General features: G+C 62.1%; 13 protein-coding genes, 3 pseudogenes and 1 other annotated feature. Of the genes and pseudogenes, 10 read left to right on the top strand and 6 right to left on the bottom strand.

From position 1 onward, the window contains the following. Window positions 1-258 precede the first annotated feature (258 nt). From Q0030_RS01555 to Q0030_RS01540, 4 genes are read right to left on the bottom strand one after another with little or no spacing between them, the layout of a single operon-like run. Complete coding sequence (locus Q0030_RS01555) at window positions 259-3,777, bottom strand: DEAD/DEAH box helicase (protein WP_298362448.1); 3,519 nt, start codon at window positions 3,775-3,777, stop codon at window positions 259-261. Next, on the bottom strand, window positions 3,761-4,540 hold the full coding sequence (locus Q0030_RS01550) for a Hachiman antiphage defense system protein HamA (protein WP_298362446.1): 780 nt from the start codon (window positions 4,538-4,540) through the stop codon (window positions 3,761-3,763). The genes Q0030_RS01555 and Q0030_RS01550 overlap by 17 nt, the downstream gene beginning before the upstream one ends. 21 nt (window positions 4,541-4,561) lie before the next feature. Next, on the bottom strand, window positions 4,562-5,647 hold the full coding sequence (locus tag Q0030_RS01545) for a nucleotidyl transferase AbiEii/AbiGii toxin family protein (RefSeq protein WP_298362443.1): 1,086 nt from the start codon (window positions 5,645-5,647) through the stop codon (window positions 4,562-4,564). Continuing rightward, window positions 5,644-6,483 carry a DUF6088 family protein gene (locus Q0030_RS01540; protein WP_298362441.1) on the bottom strand — a complete coding sequence of 280 codons (840 nt, stop codon included), beginning with the start codon at window positions 6,481-6,483 and terminating at the stop codon, window positions 5,644-5,646. Before Q0030_RS01540 ends, Q0030_RS01545 begins: the two co-directional genes overlap by 4 nt. Before the next feature lie 188 nt (window positions 6,484-6,671). On the opposite strand from Q0030_RS01540, the gene Q0030_RS01535 reads away from it, so the two are divergent. From Q0030_RS01535 to Q0030_RS01515, 5 genes are all read left to right on the top strand, one after another. Further along, a complete protein-coding gene (locus tag Q0030_RS01535) occupies window positions 6,672-7,235 on the top strand; it encodes a hypothetical protein (RefSeq protein WP_298362438.1) in 564 nt (187 codons plus the stop codon). Then, a complete protein-coding gene (locus Q0030_RS01530) occupies window positions 7,235-7,585 on the top strand; it encodes a hypothetical protein (protein ID WP_298362435.1) in 351 nt (116 codons plus the stop codon). Before Q0030_RS01535 ends, Q0030_RS01530 begins: the two co-directional genes overlap by 1 nt. Beyond that, the gene (locus Q0030_RS01525; protein WP_298362432.1) at window positions 7,582-8,850 is read left to right on the top strand and encodes a hypothetical protein; all 1,269 of its coding nucleotides are present in this window, start codon (window positions 7,582-7,584) and stop codon (window positions 8,848-8,850) included. The genes Q0030_RS01530 and Q0030_RS01525 overlap by 4 nt, the downstream gene beginning before the upstream one ends. A gap of 1,000 nt (window positions 8,851-9,850) precedes the next feature. After that, a complete protein-coding gene (locus Q0030_RS01520; RefSeq protein ID WP_298362429.1) occupies window positions 9,851-11,536 on the top strand; it encodes an SIR2 family protein in 1,686 nt (561 codons plus the stop codon). Continuing rightward, complete coding sequence (locus tag Q0030_RS01515) at window positions 11,533-12,963, top strand: hypothetical protein (RefSeq protein ID WP_298362426.1); 1,431 nt, start codon at window positions 11,533-11,535, stop codon at window positions 12,961-12,963. Before Q0030_RS01520 ends, Q0030_RS01515 begins: the two co-directional genes overlap by 4 nt. 507 nt (window positions 12,964-13,470) lie before the next feature. On the opposite strand, the pseudogene Q0030_RS01510 reads toward Q0030_RS01515, so the two are convergent. Further along, window positions 13,471-14,253: pseudogene (locus Q0030_RS01510) on the bottom strand (IS3 family transposase); the annotation flags it as partial. After that, window positions 13,861-13,969 (bottom strand) — a sequence feature (AL1L pseudoknot). Its footprint overlaps the pseudogene before it by 109 nt. A gap of 107 nt (window positions 14,254-14,360) precedes the next feature. Between Q0030_RS01510 and Q0030_RS01505 the strand changes: the two are divergent. The 4 genes and pseudogenes from Q0030_RS01505 to Q0030_RS40545 all read left to right on the top strand — a co-directional run. Next, window positions 14,361-14,615: pseudogene (locus Q0030_RS01505) on the top strand (transposase); the annotation flags it as partial. Between the two features lie 237 nt (window positions 14,616-14,852). Beyond that, window positions 14,853-16,220, top strand: a complete 1,368-nt coding sequence (locus Q0030_RS01500) for an IS110 family transposase (RefSeq protein ID WP_298362424.1) — start codon at window positions 14,853-14,855, stop codon at window positions 16,218-16,220. Further along, a pseudogene (locus Q0030_RS01495) lies at window positions 16,221-17,120 on the top strand (IS3 family transposase); the annotation flags it as partial. It abuts the gene before it with no gap. Window positions 17,121-17,288: 168 nt separating this feature from the next. Then, window positions 17,289-17,579: a hypothetical protein gene (locus Q0030_RS40545; RefSeq protein WP_363323411.1), complete on the top strand. Its 291-nt coding sequence runs from the start codon at window positions 17,289-17,291 to the stop codon at window positions 17,577-17,579. 418 nt (window positions 17,580-17,997) lie between these two features. Here Q0030_RS40545 and Q0030_RS01490 read toward each other — a convergent pair whose 3' ends face one another. Then, complete coding sequence (locus Q0030_RS01490) at window positions 17,998-18,873, bottom strand: transposase (RefSeq protein ID WP_298362422.1); 876 nt, start codon at window positions 18,871-18,873, stop codon at window positions 17,998-18,000. Between the two features lie 253 nt (window positions 18,874-19,126). Between Q0030_RS01490 and Q0030_RS01485 the strand changes: the two genes are divergently transcribed. After that, window positions 19,127-19,276 carry a hypothetical protein gene (locus Q0030_RS01485; RefSeq protein ID WP_298362420.1) on the top strand — a complete coding sequence of 50 codons (150 nt, stop codon included), beginning with the start codon at window positions 19,127-19,129 and terminating at the stop codon, window positions 19,274-19,276. Window positions 19,277-19,294 lie beyond the last annotated feature (18 nt).

The raw sequence follows: 19,294 nt of genomic DNA, 5'->3' as shown, positions 1-19,294 counted from the left end.
AGACGCGGCCGCTTGTCGGAATGGCAATTACGAGGGCTAACCTAAGCTATTGAAAAGCTTGGTGGGCGCACCAGGGCTCGAACCTGGGACCCGCTGATTAAGAGTCAGCTGCGGGTTAAGAATAATCAATGACTTGCCAATCGCACACCTGGGCTTATCCGGCCGAAAATGGGCATTCGTCGCACGATCATAGTGATTAGGTGCACCGCGTTACCGAGAAGGCGGGACGAGCGCGATCGGCAGGCCCTTAGTCGCGCTTCAGCCACCGGATAGGTCGGCAGGCCCCAAATAGGTGATGTTTATCTGGCCGACGTCCTGGGCCACCTGTGCGCGGAGCAGTCCGGCTCTCCCAGGGTTAAGAGCGGCCTGGACCGTGCCAAGCGGCGAGCCATCGGTCGATAGGACACGCGGTTGACCGCCCCAGTGATGAATCTGGACGGACGTGCCCGGCGGCGGCGGCGCGCCAAGCCATGCCACGTTCGCCCAGTAGCGACGATCCGCCCAGGTGCGGTTTTCACGCGGTGTGAAACTCTGCACGAAGTCCGTCCACATGGCCTTGGTTTCCGCTGTCGGCCAATCCGGCTGCGCGCTCCATGCCGCGACGGCTTCCGAGTTGAGCCATTGCCGAAGCTCCTGACCCGTCCGGAAGGTGGCGCCGGTGTCGGTGACAGCCTTGATGGCACCGAGCCTCGAGTTGAAGCCGGCTTGGATAAGGATGGAGGCGGAGCGATTCAACGTGCCGGTTTCGACGGCGGGAACGGCGAGGCCAAGCTCATGGTCTTCGAGGAGAAGATCAAAGACGCCGACCGTATCGCCGTTTGCGGCCGCACGGACGCGGATCGCCTCCATGGCCCAAGGAAGGCGATAGACCAGGCCGCCCTCGATGAACTGCAGCGTTTCTGATTCCTGACCGGCAGCGATGCCGGCAAGAGGCTGGCCAAGAAGCCAGGCACGTAGGATATCCCGCCAATTTGCGGGCATGGGATCCGGCGTGAAGGGGTAGAAGATGAAGACGCGCTCGGCCAGCGCCGTGATGGCCGCGATCGCCGCCTCGGCGTCGCCTTGAACAATCGCGCCATTGGCCTGGATCAGGAGAAGATTTGCGTCTGGCGCGATCGCATCGAGCGCATGTCCGGTCGTCAGTCCGACCCCAGCCAGGAAGTACCCTCGGCGGCGCGCTGCTGTCGATTGGCTCCAGATAAGCCGGCTGCGGGAGACTAGGCCCGCCTTGAGGGCCTGTCGTACCTGCTCGTTCTGGCGCAGTAAACGCCGGTGCCAGAGGGAGGACTGAAGGATGTCGTCCAGCGCAGCCTCGATTCCCTCATCAGGGATGTCATTTTCGCCGATCAGGCTGAGGATGGCCGTGTCGAGCGTCGCAACATGCCGCTCCCAGTCGGCAAGAGCGCGCTCGCGTTCCTGGGGTTCCTCATTCGCGATCTCCGGGAAAGTCCAGGCAGCGGCGCTGTTGACGACATAGTTGACGAGCTGATTGAGATCACCGCCGATCCGTGCATGCATACGAGACAAAAGGGTCCAAACCAGAAGCGCCAGCCCGCTTTCCATGTTTCGCGCGCCGAGATCGTTGATGAGCGCTTCCCAGTTACGCCGCTTCTTCGCGATATCGTCGAACATCGGGAAGAGCACGATGCCTTCGACATCGACATAGGCACGGCCGGCTCGCCCGATCACGTTTTTGAACTCGGAGATTTCTATTCTTTCGCCATTGCGGTGGAGAGAGTGCATGACGACGGACGTGGCCGACAGGTTGAGGCCCTGCGCCAAGGTCGGCGAGGAGATTGTCACCTTGAGCACATTGTCGCGGAGCAGTCGTTCCACCTCCTTGCGGTACGCGGTTGGCAGGGCGCCATGGTGGAGCGCAACACCTAGGCGAAGGCATTTGAGGATTGCGCTATTCGGCCCCAGCCACTCCTCTCCCAATGCGATCGCGGTGCTTAGAACCGAAGGATCGGCTTCGAGCAGGGAACGCAGCGCACCGCGCTCACGAAGATCCACGATCACGTCTGCGAAGGGTTCGACACTTCGTCGCTCCGGGCAGAAGACCAGGACGGTCTGTCCATCCTCAACCAACCGCCAAGCCGTCGCCAGGCAAAGTTCGCGCTGATCGTCGGGAAAGAGGCGCTTTCGTTGGCGCTTTGGCGGAATCCAGTTCGGCGGCGCGGCCCCGGTGAGAAAACGCTGTACCCACGGACGTTCGTCTCCCACCCGAAGGTTCAATCGCGCGGAGGGCGACGTCCACACCACCTCGCCGAACCGCAGCCGGGTCGGTCGCCAGTCGTTTTTGATCAGGCCACCAGGGTGATCACGCCTCAACCACCCGGCAAAGTCGTCGAGTTGATCGCCGTCGGGCAAGATCGCCGAAAGGCACACAATTCGCCGCTGGAGCGCGTCCGGACGGCGAAGAAGCCGCTGGATCTGCACCTCGTAGCGGACCTCGCGCTCGTTGAGCCCGATCATATGCCCCTCGTCGAAGACCAGAAGACCAACGTCGTCAAGAAGAGATGGATCGTTACGCAGCGCGAAGTCGAGCTTCTCCGGCGTCGCCACCACGATGTCACGTTCCCGGATCGCGTCCTCGTCGAAGCCACTCACACCGATGCTGCCGTAGAGCGCCGAGATCGTCTTGCCGAGCGGGCCGAAGGTCCTCTGGAGGGTCGTTTCTGTCTGAGCCGAGAGGGCACGTAGCGGAGTGACGAAAACCACCCGCTTGCCGCCGGCGAGGCAGCGCAGGATGCATAGCTCGGCAATGCGTGTCTTACCGGCGCTTGTCGGCAGCGAAACCACCAGATCGTCGGACTGATCGACGGCGCGGGTTGCGGCCTCGATCTGCGATGGCCAGAGGTCGACCTCCGCCTTGGGACGCCGTTGAAGCAGTGCGATAAACAACTCGCGCAGCCGCGGCCAATCGGCCGCTTCGCCGCCTGCCGGTTGCAGCGGCACCCTCTCGTGGAAGGTGCTCGACCAGAGGTCGGACAGGAGATGAATCGCAATGCGATGCGCCCACCACTGCGGAAGCATGTTCAACTCGCTGCAAACGACGAGGCTCACACGAAGCCGCTCCAGTGCCTGATCGAGCAGCGGCCGCTCACCACGTTCTAGAGCCAGGAGAAACAGCGACATGGCCGCCAGGAAGCTGTCGGTCAGCGCAGTATCGAGCCCGTCGAAGAGGAAGTCGTTACCGCCATCGATGGGATTGGCCACGGCCTCGGTCTGATCGAGGTTGGCCTGGATGGCAGTGGCGATTCGAGCATCGCTACCTTCGCCGGAGGCCCGGTAGTCGAGCACGCTGGCGCGAAGAGCCCCGAAGTTACGCCGCATCAACTGGGCCAGGACACGTTCGATTGGTGAGAAATTCTCATCGGCTTCGACGATCGAAAGCAAGGAATAGGCGCGCGCGGAAAGATGCGCGAGATGATAGCTCGCGGCCGTCATCACGAAGTGGAAGTCGCGATCGATCTCCTGGCGGTTGCCCTTGGCGATGACTGCCTCAAGGGCAGTGGCGGCTTGCTCGAAGGCGGTGCGCGCTTGGGCAGCGTCACCGCCAAGTTCGCGGAGGCGCAGGCCAAGCCCGAGAAGCGCATAACCATAAGAGTGCAGATCGTGACTGAGCTGAGGTGCAAACGCTGGAGCTCCCGCCGGCAAAACGCCGTCGCGCCAGATGATCGCTCGCGCCTGGCCGCGAGCGATCAGGCGTCCGCGAAAGCCTGCGGTTGCGGCTTCATTGATGTCTGCGACTATCGCCTCAGGCGTTGTTGGCATTGGCGATCACCTGATCATAGACAGCGCCGATAAAGGCAGCATGGCCGTCGATGCGGAGGCCAATCCCCCACTGGTTGAAAGCACCTGGGTAAGCCTGAAGTGAGGTCGTCAGCATCGCCTCCGGTGAATTGCCGGAGAACGTGAATAGCAAGTGTCGTACACTCGCAGGCGGAATTCCGTGCTTGAGCAGGGCATCGTCAATCGCGTCCGCCAATGGCAAACTGCCGAGCTCGAGCAGACGCGCAGAAATATATGAAAGGGCATGCGCCGACGGTAGCCCCCCATCCTTGTCGAGGTTAGCTCGCGCCTCGGCTACAACCTGTGCCGTGAGTGTGGCGCGACTTTTCGCCTCTGTCTTCAGGAAGCGCAGTAGCTGGGTTTGCGGATCTTGAAGAATGCCAATCACGTCTTCGCCGCGCATCGCCATGTTGCGATGATCCTTCCATCGCAGCCGTTTAATCGGCGCGTGATAACCACCACTATGGGCGTCGATCCATTCCGTCGCATAAATTTCGCCAAGGTCGCCCGAGCGAATGGCCTTCGTCGTCGGGAGCTTACCCTCGATCAAGGCCGCGGCCGCGGGCTTTCCAAGCCGGCGGAGTGCTCGGGCGACGTGCTCCTCGGAAGCGTAGTGCCCTGGGATGACCGCCGCGGTCGCCTGAACGCCCGTTGCGAGGTTCGCAGCCTCGCCCGTCATTACTCTGCGGAAGTGATGTCCAACCTGCCCATCGGCAGAAACGCACCAATCGTTGAACTGTACCACCTGCACGCCCCTCCCTGCGGGTCAATAGTTCCGACGGGCTGGGCTATGACCGGGTGGTGCCTGGTTGAGCTTCTGTTCAATCGCTGCCACGCTCGCAAGCACATCCTCGAATGTCGGTGGCTCGCCAAAGATCATCCCGCGCATCGCGCGGTAGTCGGTCCGCAGCTGATCGACCATGTGGTCATGCGGCAAGAGCGCGAAGCTGCCTGGCGCCGCGCTCGCAAGATCGAAGTCCGGCCTGTTGAAGAACATTCGTGCATGCGCGACGCAGTCAGCGCCGAGGTCCGTGTCTGCCGCTGCCCCCATACCGACCGGCGCCTGCGCGAGAAGATAAAGATCATAATAATGTCTCGATACGCGCTGTCCGCCACCACGGAGCTCACCGCGCTTGTCAAACCAGCGACGTAACCCGTGGAGGATCGCGACCTTGTCCCAGAAGGTGCGCTGGGGCTCGACGGTACGCACTGACGGCACCGTCAAATCGAGCGCCGGCAGATCATCGTCGACGTAGGGTTTGATCGGCACTTCGCGGTTGGGATCGAGCGCCGACTTTGCGCCCGCCTCGATCTTGATCGCGGCCCGCACATAGTCCGAATGGGGGGTCGTTGCGGGATACCAGATCAACAGCGTCTGGCCGTCGGGGTCGGTGTCGTCGAGCTCGATGCGCCCGCCATTCGGAGTGAGGCCAGCGGTGGTCAGGCGGTTCGAGAGGATCCGGGTCAGCGCCTGACGCATGGGGCCAGCGATGTAGGCCTGGCATGCGTCCCTGATCGCATCGAGCCGGGCTTTGCGTTTTTTGCCGCTGAGCGCCTCGAGTTCGGCGACCGTCGCCGGGGCGTCGATGTCATCGCGAAACACGGTGATGTCGACGTCTTCGGAGAAGCGGTTGATCAAGCCGAACCCCTTGGACAAGGATGTTCCGCCTTTGAAGAGAAGGCGCGGGCTTCCTTTCGGCAGGCCGTGAAACAGCGCGTCCAGTGTCCAACAGACCCAGAAATCCTTCTCGATGTTTTGAGAGGTCGTGCCGAGCCGAGCCGCGGTGGTATCGAAGGCACTCAGCATTGCCTCGGTGCCTGCAGAGAAAACCTCGTCAAAAGCCGCGTTCATGCGTTCGGCGTCCGTCGAGTTGAGCGCGGTCCTGACAATGGCCTGGACGAGATGGCGGCCTTCGAGCGGGACCGATTGGCTGCGCGATCCTGCTGGCGACTGGCCGCCGAACGTCGGCGGCGACGATGATGATGATGATCATCGTCATCATCATGATCATCGTCGGCAGCGGCGGGATTTGCCGGTACATGCTGATCATCCTGGAGCACGGGTTTCAGAAAGACCTGCATCCAGGTCGGGACCTTCGTCAGCCCATCAATCAGATCTGCCTTGAGGGGCGGACCTGCCGCAGGATCATCGAGGAGCTTGCGAAGCTTGCGGCGCACCCGGTTGGCTTCGCCCTCGCGCGAGAGCAAATCGCGCATCCAGTGGAGCGCCTGAACGACGCGCATCCCAGGCCGTCCAGCCCAGAAGAGCTTGCTTGCCGCCGTCGGGCGAAAACTGATGGTGACATTGCCCAGTCGCAGCGCGCGGCGTCGTGCGTCGGAGTGGACGACAATCTTGGCTGGTACGGCATCCGTCAGGCCGAGGTCATTGGCCGCGGTCATGCCATCGACCAGCATGCGGACCTGGTCGCGGCGGCCGAGCGCCTCGATCACGGAGCGCGGATCTGGCGGATTGGATTTCTGCGTCAGCTTGTTGAAGCCGGGCCGGTCATAGAGCCCGCGATCGATCCGGCGCAGTTGCTCCGCCGTAGTGAGTCGCTGGAGCGCCTTGTCGATAGCGTCGCGCGAGCCGAGGTCGAGGAAGTCCGATGGCGTCCACGCCTTGCGTGGCACATCGCTTTGGATGCGCTGCAGGACGGCAGCTTTGAGGTCGGGCGCCTGGTCGCTCATGTCCGAAACTTGTAGACATTTTTCGGACAATGGCCAAGCCGGCTGTCCGAAATACGTATACAAATTTCGGACAACACACCCAAATTCCTCACCCGGAAAACTGGGGAAAACCCAGTCGCGCCCCCGGATACCCTTGACGGTCTCCGATTCAATCACCACCTTCACTCGTGTGAAGTGAGGATAATGAATTGCGGCACCGACTATTCGATCTAACGGGCGGCCAAACGGTCCTTTCAGGCGCTACCTCGGGACGCAAGCTGCTGAGTGCCCTGATCGCGGCGACGCCTTCGTCGGAGGCCCCGACACCGGCGTTCCTCGACTTCACTCAAATCGAGGTCGCTACCGCCTCGTTCCTGCGCGAAGCCGTGATCGGTTTTCGCGACTACGCCCGACAGTCATTGCGCAATGTCTACCCTGTTGTCGCCAATCTCCAGCCGGCTGTCGCCGAGGAGCTCGACTTCTTCGTGCGCGCCCGCGGAGACGTGCTCTGGAGCTGCGAACTTGACGCGGACGACACCGTCATCAGCGCACGGCTGATCGGCGAGCTCGATACCGCCCAGCGCTCGACCTTTGATGTGGCTCGCGAGCTCGGCACCATCACGGCCCCCGAACTTGCCGCGCGGTTCACCGACCAGCGAATCGGCCCCACCGCCTGGAACAATCGGCTGTCCGCGCTCGCATCCAAGGGCCTGCTTGTCGAACGCAAGCAGGGCAAATCCAAGTCGTTCAGTCCCCTCCTGGAGATTGCTTGATGGGCCTCGATTACATCCGTGCGCAGACTGGCAAGCCATGGCGCAAGCGCTGGAACGGTGGTCTCGACCGCCTGAAATTGCCGACGTTGTTCGAACTCACCATGTCCGAGACAGCGCGCACGGTGACCGCCCAGCTCGATGCCAGTTGCCGTCTCAAAGCGGGTGACACATTGATCGTCCAAACAGCGCCCGACGGCCTCACCGTCAGTGACGGCCTTCGCGCGGTCGGACACATCGCAAATCCCGCGTCCGAAATGACCGCGGCCATCGCAGACGGCGGCGGCTATGCCGAAGGCGTGGTCCAGCGCGTCGGACTGTTCGGCGATACCGCGGAGATCAGCGTGAAATGAACGACCGGCCGCCCCACGAACCGTCACGCCGTTTCCCGCAACCGCAGCGGCTTTGGGATGATGCGACGCAGCACACACAGTCGCTGGGCTGCCCGACCTGCCTCGAGCGTGACCGTTGTGGCGGCGTCCATACCGACGCCGGCATCGTCGATTGCCGCGACCTCTGCTCCTGCAAGGACAAGAGCAAGTGCGACATGGTCTGCCGGTTCAATCCAAGCCTTTTCGTCGCCCGCATGCGCGAAGTGCGTGGCTTGGGCTTCGAGAACGCGCCGCGCGTTCCGGCGAACGGCGTTCCCGACCTGCCGATGATCGTGCCCTTCGTTGACCACGGCTACCGGCGTGTGGCGGCCCTTGACGAGCCGGTGGTCGCGCTGTCGCTGTACGAGCTTATCAATCTCGCAACCGGCAAGCCGCATGTTACCTCCCGTGCCGAACTCGCCGATCGCTTCCGCTTCACCGAAGGCGCGACGATCGTCGTGTCGGGTGTCGACAAGGATAGCCCGATCGAACGCTGGTGGGAGCTGAAGGAACGCGGCGCGATTCTCGCCGCGCTGAAGGCGCTCGGTGTCGCGCTCATCAGCACGCCGAATTACAGCGTGCTGACCGACGTGCCGCGTACCGACAATCTCCACGGCATGAAGCGGATCCTGCTGGCTTGGACGGAGATGGCTGCGGCAGGCCTGCCGGCTGCGCTGCACATCAACGCCCGCACGCGGCATGATTACGTCCGCTGGGGCAACCTCATCGCCGAACGTCCCGAGATCGAGATTCTCGCCTTCGAGTTCGCGACGGGCTGCGGCCGCGGCGAGCGGTTCGACTGGCATGTCGCCCAGCTCTCTGCGCTCGCTGACCGCGTCAATCGTCCGCTCGCGCTGGTCATCCGGGGCGGTGGCCGCAGACTCGGCGTGCTGCGGTGCCATTTCGACAAGGTTTCTCTGATCGAGACTGAAGCGTTTTCCCGCACCATGCGGCGGCGACGCGCCTATTTGACCGAGTCCGGGCGTCTCAAATGGGCGAAATTCCCGACCCTGAACGGCGCGCCGATCGACGACCTTCTAGCGCACAACGTCGCGCTCGTCCGGGCTTCCTATGAGGCGGAAAGCCCCCCGGTGCGACTACGTCCGACGTCGCGCCGCATCCGGCGCGCAGCGAACGGAAATGGAGAGGCCGTCCAGCCAGGCCTTTTGCATCAAGTCCACCTGCCCGGTGAGGCTCGGGGCGTCGCCCCAGAGCCGCAGTGCGTGATCGCCACTGCGAAACCTTAGCTCGGCGGCATCATGGGCAAGGGCGCGAAACAACTGACCAATGCCGTAACCGTGGCCCGTGCTGCGCGCGTACCGCGAGGCGCCGTCGGACGCCGCGACCCGCAACGCCGCACCAGAGTCTTCGAGGCCGGCAAACTCCGGATTTTCCCGCAGGCTTGCAAGCACACCCCGGCCGGCGTCGGCGACGACAAATTCGAATGTGCCATCGCCGGCGGCATAGGCGATGACGCCAGTTTCAGGACGGCCGCTGTGCTCGAACACATTGTCCTGAAGCTCGCCGAGGGCTCCCATCAGGCCGGCGACAAGGCCCTTCGCCAGGCCCGCCGCCACCGCAGCGTTTTCCGCGTGCATGGCCCATTGCTCCCAGGCGATCTCGTCCGCACCGTCTCTCCCGGACTTGAGGCGCGACAGGGGAAACACGCCGGCGCGATCGTGCGCTGCGGCGCCGCTGATTACGCTGTCGCGAAGCGCTCGCGTCACCTGGTCAAATACCGGAGGCTCGACCGTGACGGCCTGATAGGCCTCTGGCGCGGCGACCGCCGCCATCGCGAGCTCGATGAGCGGCCCGATCCGCCCCGACCGGGCGAGCGCAATCGATCCGAGCTCCGGCAATCGGCCCGCAACTGCCTGCCACAGGAGATCGTCAACAACGTCGAAGTGCGCGCTGACGCGCCGTGGCTCGTCCAAAACGCCCCCCACCTTTTCCCTCATGGTCACTCGACCGAGCGCTCGGTGCCGGACAACTCAGCGCTAGCGGGACGGACTCACGTCCTGGTTGCAGTTTCACCGAGATCGTCTTCAGATACCACAAGATTTCATTGCCATTTGAGTTGAGGTCACCGCCATAAGCTCCGCCCGTTCCATAAAGCCGTCAGGTTTTGTCCGCCCCGTTCCCTCAGAGGACACATCCGCCGTTGCGCCCGGGACGGACGACGAGGCCATTCGGCCGCTCGACATTCCGGCGTTCCTTCGTCTCTTCCAGCTTCGCGGAGCGCAGATCATGTGGTTTCTCGGCGCCGGCGCGTCCCGGGCTGCCGGGATCAAGACTGCCGGCGACATGATCTGGGACTTCAAGCAGCGGCTCTATCGCTCGCAAAAGAAGCTGCCGCCCTCGGCGATCACCGACATCGGGGAGCCCGCCGTCCAACGCAAGCTGCAGGCGCATTTCGATGCCATCGGCGGCTTTCCGGGTGCGGGGTCGGAGACTGAATATTCCGCCTATTTCGAGGCGACCTATCACTCGCCGAAAGACCGTCGCGCCTATCTCGATGAGCTGATCGCGCGCGGAAAGCCGTCCTTCGGTCATCATGCGCTCGCGCTTCTGATGGCGCAGGATCTCTGCCGGATCGTCTGGACCACCAATTTCGACCGCTCGGTGGAGGATGCCGCGGCAGAGCATCTAGGTGGCACAGGACGGCTGGTCGTCGCCGACTTGAAGGAGCCCGAGAAAATTCGACGAGCTGTCGATGAAAACCGCTGGCCTGTCTATGGCAAGTTGCATGGCGACTACCATTCCGACTCGCTCAAGAATACTGACGCGGAGCTCCGCCAACAGGATGCCGAGATGCGGCGCAACCTCGTTGACGCCTGCCGCCGGCAAGGGCTTGCCGTCATTGGCTATAGCGGCCGCGACGCTTCGATCATGGACGGGTTGAACGAGGCCCTCGACGAGGGGCGTGGCTTCCCGGGCGGCCTCTTCTGGTTCAAGCGCGGCCAGGACACGCCCTACCGCGCGGTCACCGAACTGATCGCCCGCGCCCGCACGGTGGGGATTGACGCCCATATTGTGGAGGCGGAGTCTTTCGACGAGCTTTTTTCTGATCTCCTCCGGTTCCTGCCGCAGACCGCTGACAAGCTCGCCAGCCTTACCGGCGCCCCTCGGCCGCGGCTCGCGACCGCCAAGCTCCGGCCGAGCACTGCGGCGGTGCCGGCCATACGCATGAACGCGCTCGCGGTCAGCTCGGGGCCAGCGCTTTGCCGTATCGTCGACTGCACGATCGGCGGCGACAAGGAGATCGAGGAAGCCATTGCGAAGATCGGTGTCGACATCATCGCGCATCGCACCCGTGACGGTGTTCTGGCCTTCGGACGGGACAACGATATTCGCAAAGCGTTCGAGCCTTTTGGCATCAAGGTCTTCGACCACCATCCCCTGTCCTCGAAGAGGCTGGTCAAGGAGGGAGGTGAACGCGCCCTTGTCCGCGATGCACTATTCCGCGCAATTGCAGGCCGGCCCGGCTTAACCCTGGAACGTCGGGGCAATCGAGTGCGCCTTCGACCGGTGCCGGAGCAGGTAAAGCCGTCGATTTTCAACACCGCGACTGCCAAGCCCGTGGATATCGTATCGGGCACTGTACCCAACACCGACGTCGTCTGGAGCGAAGCTTGTGGCCTGCGCGTCGATTTCCGTCTTGAACAGCTCTGGCTTCTGGTTGAGCCTATCGTCGTCACTGAGCTTGCCGCAGACGCATCTGACGAAACGGTCGAACTAACACGCGAGTTTGTACGCGAGCGGCGCGCGCGTCGACACAATCGCCTCGCCAACGCCATGCTGGACGGCTGGATCAGCTTGATTGTGGGTCGAGAGCCGACCGTGCGTCTCAAGGCGTTCGGCATCGCGGACGGCATCGACGCAGAATTCGAGATTCTGCGGATCTCTGCGTTCAGCGGGATTGGAAAGAGATGAGCACCGCCACCCAGCCTTTCCGCCTGCCCGGCCATGTCGTGCTGCCAGAACCGAAGCTTCGCTTTGGCTCCAACGATCCGCAGGCCACCGATCTCCATCCGATGGAAGGACTCATCCGTTTCGGGCCCTATAGCCTTGGCAAGTTGTCGCCGGTCCCGAACCCGATCCGGGTCGGGATGATCGTGCCGGCCGAGCTCGAGGAAGCGCTGGTACGCCAAATGCGCGAACTCGAACAGGTGCATCAGCCGCGGGAGCGAAAGCAGTATCTGCCGCCCTTCCCCGGCTTTGAGAAGGTGTTCGGAGTGCGAATGGCGCGCGGGGCCGCGGCGAGCCGGATCCTTTTGTCGCAAGACCTCGACGGAGAGATCGAAGCTGCTGCGAAACCCCACGTGGTGTTGGCTGAAGCCCTGACGCGAGCACTTTTTGCGTTGCGTAACGCGCGTGACAGTTTCGATATCGTTGTCATTTTGCTCAAGGAGAGCTGGTCGCCGGCCTTTCGGGGACCGGCAGGCGACGATTTCGATCTCCACGACTATGTGAAGGCTTATGCCGCGTCCGAGGGGATTTGCGTGCAATTCCTGCGCGAGGACAGCGCGCTGAACTATTATTGCCGCTGCAGCGTTGCCTGGCGCCTGGGCATCGCGCTTTATACCAAAGCCGGCGGCACGCCTTGGGTGCTTGCCGATGTCGAGCCCGGCACGGCGTTCATCGGCATCGACTATGCGCTGCGCGCCGGCGGCGAGTCCACGCAACGCTTTGCGATCTGTTGTAGTCAGGTCTTTGACGCTGAGGGATCGGGTCTCGAGTTCGTGGCCTATGAGGCCGATGGCGTCCAGATGTTTGGCAAGAACCCGTATCTTCGCCGCGATCAGATGCTGAAGGTGATGGCCCGCAGCCTGGGCATCTATCAGCGCAAGCACTCGGGCGATCCGCCACGGCGCATCGTTGTTCACAAGAACACCGAGTTTCGGTCCGACGAGATCGAGGGGGTTTTCGATGCCCTCCCGAACGCGGATTCGATCGAACTGGTTCATGTGCAGCAGAGCTGCGGCTGGCGCGGAGTGCTCATCGCCGGACCACAGCGCCCGCACGGCTATCCATGCCAGCGCGGCAGCACGTTCCAGCTTGGTCCGCACGAGGCTTTGCTTTGGACGCAGGGTAACCTTCCGGCCGTGGCCAAGGGCAAGGACTACTACAAGGAGGGCAAGGGCACGCCGGAGCCGCTGCTTCTGGTTCGTCACGCTGGCCTGGGTGGCATTGATGATCTCTGCCGCGAGACCCTCGCGCTGACCAAAATGGACTGGAACAATGACGGGCCTTACGACCGCCTGCCCGTGACACTTAATTTTGCTGGGACGCTCGCCACGATCGTCAAGCGCATGCCCAGACTTCAACCGCACTCATATCCGGTGCGTTTGTTCATGTAGCCAAACCGCGCGCGCGTACGCTCATTTTTTCGCAGCAGTCTCGCGCACTGTTCAGACCCGCGTCCTTTGCTTCTCGTTCGAATGAAGACTTATGAGAGGCACCCAGGTGCATTATTCGACGGGTTGTCCGATTTGTTCGCCGCAGCCCTCTATTCTACGATGAGAGCATGGCCAGCCTATCCAAGTGGTCTCCACGGTATATGTTGGTGATGAGACCGATGGAGATAAGCCAATATGGCCAACGCAATGCTCGTTTAACTCGATACTCAACCGAGCCTTAAAATCTATTTCCAAACGCGCTCGAAGTATTCGGTGGGAATGGAGTTTGTTTCGACAACGAACTCAGCAGCTTAAGCGCTGGCTGGGGCGGGAGGGATCGAACCCCGCAATAATCCGTTGCCACACAAGGATTTTTCCATTCCGGCCCGCCCGTTTGATTCCATCTTTGATTCCAAAGCAAAAGCCCTCGTCGGAATGACCGACGACGAGGTGGCCTACATCGAGGCCATCGATGACAAACGCGACGTAGACGAAGCCGGTCCAGGTCGCGACATAGGTGAAGTCGGAAAGCCAGAGAACGTTCGGTCTGGGGACCTTGAACTGGCGGTTGACGTGATCCAGCGGGCATGGCGCGGCCTTGTCGCTGATCGTGGTCTTGACGGGCTTGCCGCGGATGACCCCTTGCAAACCCATGTCCCCCATCAGTCGCGACACTGTGCAACGGGCAACATCGAAGCCTTCGCGCTTGAGCTGTCGCCAGATCTTGCGCACGCCGTAGACAGAGAAGTTCTGATCGAACACGCGCCGAACCTCGATCTTCAGGGCAGCGTCCTGCCTGGCGCGCGCCGACAGCTTGGTCGGATCGCGCCGCCTAGCCACATGGGCGTGGTAGGTCGAGGGGGCGATCGGCAAGACCTTGCAGATCGGCTCGACCCCATACGCCCCACGATGATCGTCGATGAAGGCGATCATGGCTTGGACCGGCGGTCCCGTCGCAAAATAGGCGCTTGCCTTGCGCAGGATCTCGTTGGCCTGCCGAAGCTCGCGGTTCTCCCGTTCCAGGGCCTTCAGCTTCTCGGCCATGTCGGTCGGAACACCGGCTCGCTGCCCGCTGTCGACCTCGGCCTTCTTGACCCAGTCATGCAGCGTCTGCGGCGTGCAGCCAATCTTGGCCGCAATCGAGGTCACCGCCGCCCAGCGCGACGGATGCTCGCTCGCCTGATCCAGAACCATCCGAACCGCACGGGCCCGGACCTCGGGTGAAAACTTGTTCGTCGTCTTGCTTGTCATGGCTCCATCCTCTCAGGAGTTGGAGCCTCCGGCAAACCCGGGGCGGTTCACTGCTGCCGGTTTGATGGACACCGAGATTAGGTGTTTCATGAAGCCGGAGGTGGGCGATGAAGAGACGGAAGTTCAGTCGCGAGTTCAAGGTCGAGGCGGTCAAGCTGGTCAGGGAACGCGGGGTATCGGTGGCGCAAGCCGGCCGCGACCTGGACGTTCATGAGAACGTGCTGCGCAAGTGGGTCAAGGAGTTCGGCTCCGACCCGGTACAGGCCTTTCCCGGTCATGGCCAGATGAAGCCGGAGCAGCAGGAGATCGAGCGGTTGCGCCGTGAGGTCGCCAAGTTAAAGGCCGAGCGGGATATCCTAAAAAACTGTCCAGCGTTGTGACGCACCTGCGCGGGGTAGAAACAGCCTTGTGCTATCTTCTTGGCTGGGAGGGTAGCGGCCGTCAGCTTATTGGAGGCAGAATCCCCGTTAAAAAACGTGGTCCATGGGTGCATGCGGACTTGGGAGTGGTGACGCTGCTCCGGCGGCGATCCCGATTAGGAAGATGACGATTGGCATAACCCAGACCCTCCTGCCCATCATTAAATGGAGGACCCGCTTATGCCCAAGAGGACGACTAGTAACCGCCCGGAGCTGAAGCCGGTCAATGTCGGCGCGGCCGCCATCGACATCGGATCAAAGATGCACATGGCTGCGGTGAACCCAGCCTGCACTGATATGCCGGTGCGCACGTTCGGCACATTCACAGAAGACCTGCATCATCTGGCAGACTGGTTTAAGGCCTGCGGCGTGACGAGTGTCGCGATGGAATCCACCGGGGTCTATTGGATCCCGGTTTACGAGATCCTGGAGCAGCGCGGGTTTGAGGTCATTCTGGTCAACGCTCGCTACGCAAAGAACGTGCCCGGGCGCAAAAGCGATGTCAGCGATGCCGCATGGTTGCGCCAGCTTCATTCCTATGGCCTGTTACGCGGCAGCTTCAGACCTGATGCCGAGATTGCAACCCTGCGCGCCTATTTGCGCCAGCGGGAGCGGTTGGTGGAATATGCCGCTGCGCATATCCAGCATATGCAGAAGGCCCTGATGGAGATGAACCTGCAGCTCCATCACGTGGTCTCGGATATCACGGGTGCGACTGGCATGCGGATCATCCGAGCTATTGTTGCGGGCGAACGCAATCCCGACGTGTTGGCGACCTACCGGGATGCACGCTGCCATTCTTCCATAGAGACGATCCGCGCCGCACTGGTGGGCAACAACCGACATGAACATATCTTCGCCCTGACCCAATCGCTGGAACTCTACGACGTCTACCAGGCGAAGATGCTGGACTGCGATCGCAAGCTCGAAGTCTTGATCGCTGCGTTGGGCGACAGAGGGACAAAACCGGGCAGAAAGTTACCCAGGCCACGCGTAAAGACCAAGCAGGTCAACACACCCACGTTCGATGTCAGGACCGCGCTGTATGGTGTGCTCGGCGTCGATCTGACCGAGATCCATGGGTTGGGTCCGTCGCTCGCCTTGAAGCTCATCGGCGAGTGCGGCACAGATCTGAGGGCATGGCCGACCGCCAAGCACTTCACCTCCTGGCTCTGTCTCGCACCGGGCAACAAGATCTCCGGCGGCAAGGTGCTGTCTTCGCGTACGCGACGATCCTCCAGTCGGGCAGCCGCGCTGTTGCGGTTGGCGGCCACAACGGTCGGTCGAAGTGATACAGCGCTGGGAGCATTCTATCGTCGGCTGTCCTCACGGGCAGGTAAGTCGAAGGCCGTAACGGCGACCGCCCGCAAGATTGCGGTCTTATTCTACAACACGCTCCGGCACGGCCTGAGCTACAGGGATCCGGGTGCCAACCAATATGAGCAACAATATCGCAGCCGCGTCGTCGCCAACCTTCAGCGGAGGGCCAAATCGCTAGGCTTCCTGTTGCAGGCCATTCCGGGGGACGCCAATCCGGCTGTTTCTTAGGAAGGCCGCAGCCTTCTTCGCGAAGGAAGCGACATGAAGTTCGTCTTCATCGCGAAGCACCGGGCGATCTGGCCGGTGGCATGGCTATGCGATGCGCTGGGGGTGTCGCGGTCGGGCTTCCATGCCTGGCTGAACCGCTCGCCCAGCGCCAGATCTCGCAGCGACGAAGAGCTCGGCGGCAAGGTCAAGGCCAGCTTCATGGCCAGCGACCGCACCTATGGCGCGCGCCGGGTGTGGCGTGATCTGCTCGCCGACGGAGTGGACTGTGGCCTCCACCAGATCGAACGGCTGATGCGCCTGCAGGGGTTGCGGGCACGGCCGCGCCGGCGGCGCCTGCCGAAGGACAGCGGCGATCGGCAGCTCGAGACGGTGCCGGCGAACCTGCTGGACCGGCAGTTCGCTGCCGAGCGACCGAACCAGAAGTGGATCGCCGACTTCACCTATCTCTGGACCGCCGAGGGCTGGCTCTATGTGGCGGCGGTGATCGACCTGTTCTCACGCCGCGTGGTGGGTTGGTCGATGAGCGCCGCCATGACGGCTCAGTTGGTGACCGATGCCTTGCTGATGGCCGTCTGGCGCCGCGGCAAGCCGGATGCGCTGTTACACCACTCGGGCCAGGGCAGTCAGTACACCAGCGAGCAGTTCCAGCGCCTGATGGCCGACCACGGCATCGTCTGCAGCATGAGCCGTTCCGGCAACGTCTGGGACAACGCGGCGATGGAGAGCTTCTTCTCCTCGCTCAAGACCGAAAGGACGGAAGGTAAAACCTACAGGACCAGAGACGAGGCACGCGCCGCTGTGTTCGACTACATCGAACGATTCTACAACACGACCCGCAGGCACTCGACCATCGGCTACCTCAGCCCGGTTGAGTTCGAGCGCAAGGTGGGATTAGCTTAACCCGGTGTCCATCAAACCAGCAGCAGCTCATTCCTCCAATTCCGAGACAGCGGGCGGGGCAATCGTCGAGCTCTCATCGTCGAGATGCAGTGTTAGTTGCTCAACCATCCGCCGCAACCCTGACAACATCGCGGGGCTAGTAAATTCCGTTGGTTCAAACTCAAGCTGTTGGCGAACCGGCGCCCCCTAGCATTCACCTCGATTCACTTTGGAGCAAGCGACTACGCCCGGCTACAGCTGCCTTTACGCGGTATTGGGATGACGAGGAGCGGCGAAATGTCTGCCGAGGTTACCCCCAGCAGTCCCTGCATCACATCGGCGGGTCGCCCAGTGCAGCTGGAATACGGCTCGGACTTTGAGCAGGTTTTCGTACGGGTCAACGCAACCGCACTCTGTCCCACATGCTCCGAAGCCCAAGGCGATGTCTTGAAGCTGAACGAAGTTTCCGCGCGCATTTAAGTTGGCCGGGTCGCGCAGGTCGAAACCGATTGCACCATAGACCTCTTTCAATCGGTCCGCGAATTCGTCCACTTTATGAGCGTGAATCGCGGGATATCGAAAAAGAGGGTCTTTCGCTTTCGCCATGAAATTCAGCAACCATTCTACTTTGTCCAAACAACAAGTTTGATCCGCCTGAGATAAACGCTACGCGACGCTGAATGGCCCATGCCTTTACTTCGTCAGTGAATGCCGCGCCGCAGTCGCGCGTGTGCAGTCCCCGGGGTCGCACCTCGCTACGGCCGGGCCGGACCGCCCGCATGCCTGACCCAGTCGCCGCAGCCCTGCGGCAAGAGGAAGCGGCAACTGTTATGTTGATTGTGCCGGGAGGTAGGGTTTGCGATCGCGCATCATTGCGTTGAGGATTGCTAGCAGCTTTCTAGCTAGCGAAGGCAATGAGGGCGAGTTTGGCGGGTTTGCCGGCCTTTCGCAGCCTTTCGTAGAAGACTTTGAAGGTGCCGGCGCGGCGAACAGCGTTGAGGGCGGCCATGTAGAGGGCGTCACGGACGCGCTTTCGGCCGCCGCTGATCTTGCGCTTGCCACGGTAAACACCACTATCGACGTTGATGGGAGCCAGGCCGGCAAGAGCCGCCACCTCCTTCGGCCCGACATAGCCGAGCTCCGGCATTTGGGTGATGAGCTGCATGCAGGCGACGGGTCCCACGCCGGGCAGGGAGCGCATCAATTGCGCATCGTCAGCAAGCGCCGGCTCGGCTTTGATGAGTACGCTGATCTCGGCCTCGATCGCGGTAATCTCGTGATCGAGGACCTCGATGAGGCGAGTGATGCGTTCGGCCATGGCGCGGTCATCGGCTTCGCTGCGGCGGTTCTTCTCCTGGGCTCGCATGTGGACCAGTTGATCGCGCCGTTTTGCCAACCTCGCCAAGGCGTCGCGGGCGGGTGTGGCGGCCTGATCGGTGGCGGGCTTCATAGCGCGCGCAAAGGCCGCCAGCATCCGCGCGTCGATCGGATCGGTCTTGGCGAGCTGGCCGCTGGCGCGGGCAAAGTCGCGGGCACGGGCCGGATTGATCCGGGCAAAGCGGATGCCGGCCTGACGCAGAGCCTGGCGAAGCTCGAGGTCATAGACACCCGTGGCCTCAAAGACGACCAGCGCAGCGCATCGCCAACGCGCCACCAGCTGCGTAATGGCCTGTGGCGCGTTGGCGATGCGCTCGGACGCACCGACGGCTTCATCGAACACATCAAGATATTGTTTGGAGACGTCGATTCCGACGCAACGGAGAGGTATGATCACGGTGCCTGTCCCTGTGATGCGAGGTCTGTTGGCGCAGCCTCGTGCAACTGTTCAGGTTGAAAGATGGAACGGGCGGGAGACCGAGCCGGATCACGGCGTCAGGCGCCAAGGACCCAACGGCTTCCCGCCCACCTCATCATGACAGACCTTCCAGACACAGGACCTCGAAGCTGCGCGATGTTGATCGCCAACATGCCAAAATTCCACAGCTCACGATATAGTGATTTCATGAAACATATGATATTGTGACGTCATGAAGACGGTTACTTCGCAATCACTCAATGGGGTCGATGAGTACCTGCAGATTCAGGTACCGTCGGTCACGAAGCACCACCTCGGCATTCGAGCTGCGGAAGCGCGCGAGCCGATCCGGGTCGTGGTTCTGCGTGCACTGAAGGCCTAAGGCGTGACCGTTCCCGAC

The sequence above is a fragment of the uncultured Bradyrhizobium sp. genome (assembly GCF_947648125.1).
Lineage (GTDB): Bacteria > Pseudomonadota > Alphaproteobacteria > Rhizobiales > Xanthobacteraceae > Bradyrhizobium.
Note: the sequence above shows the minus strand (reverse complement) of the source record. Positions and strands in the feature narration are given on the sequence as shown.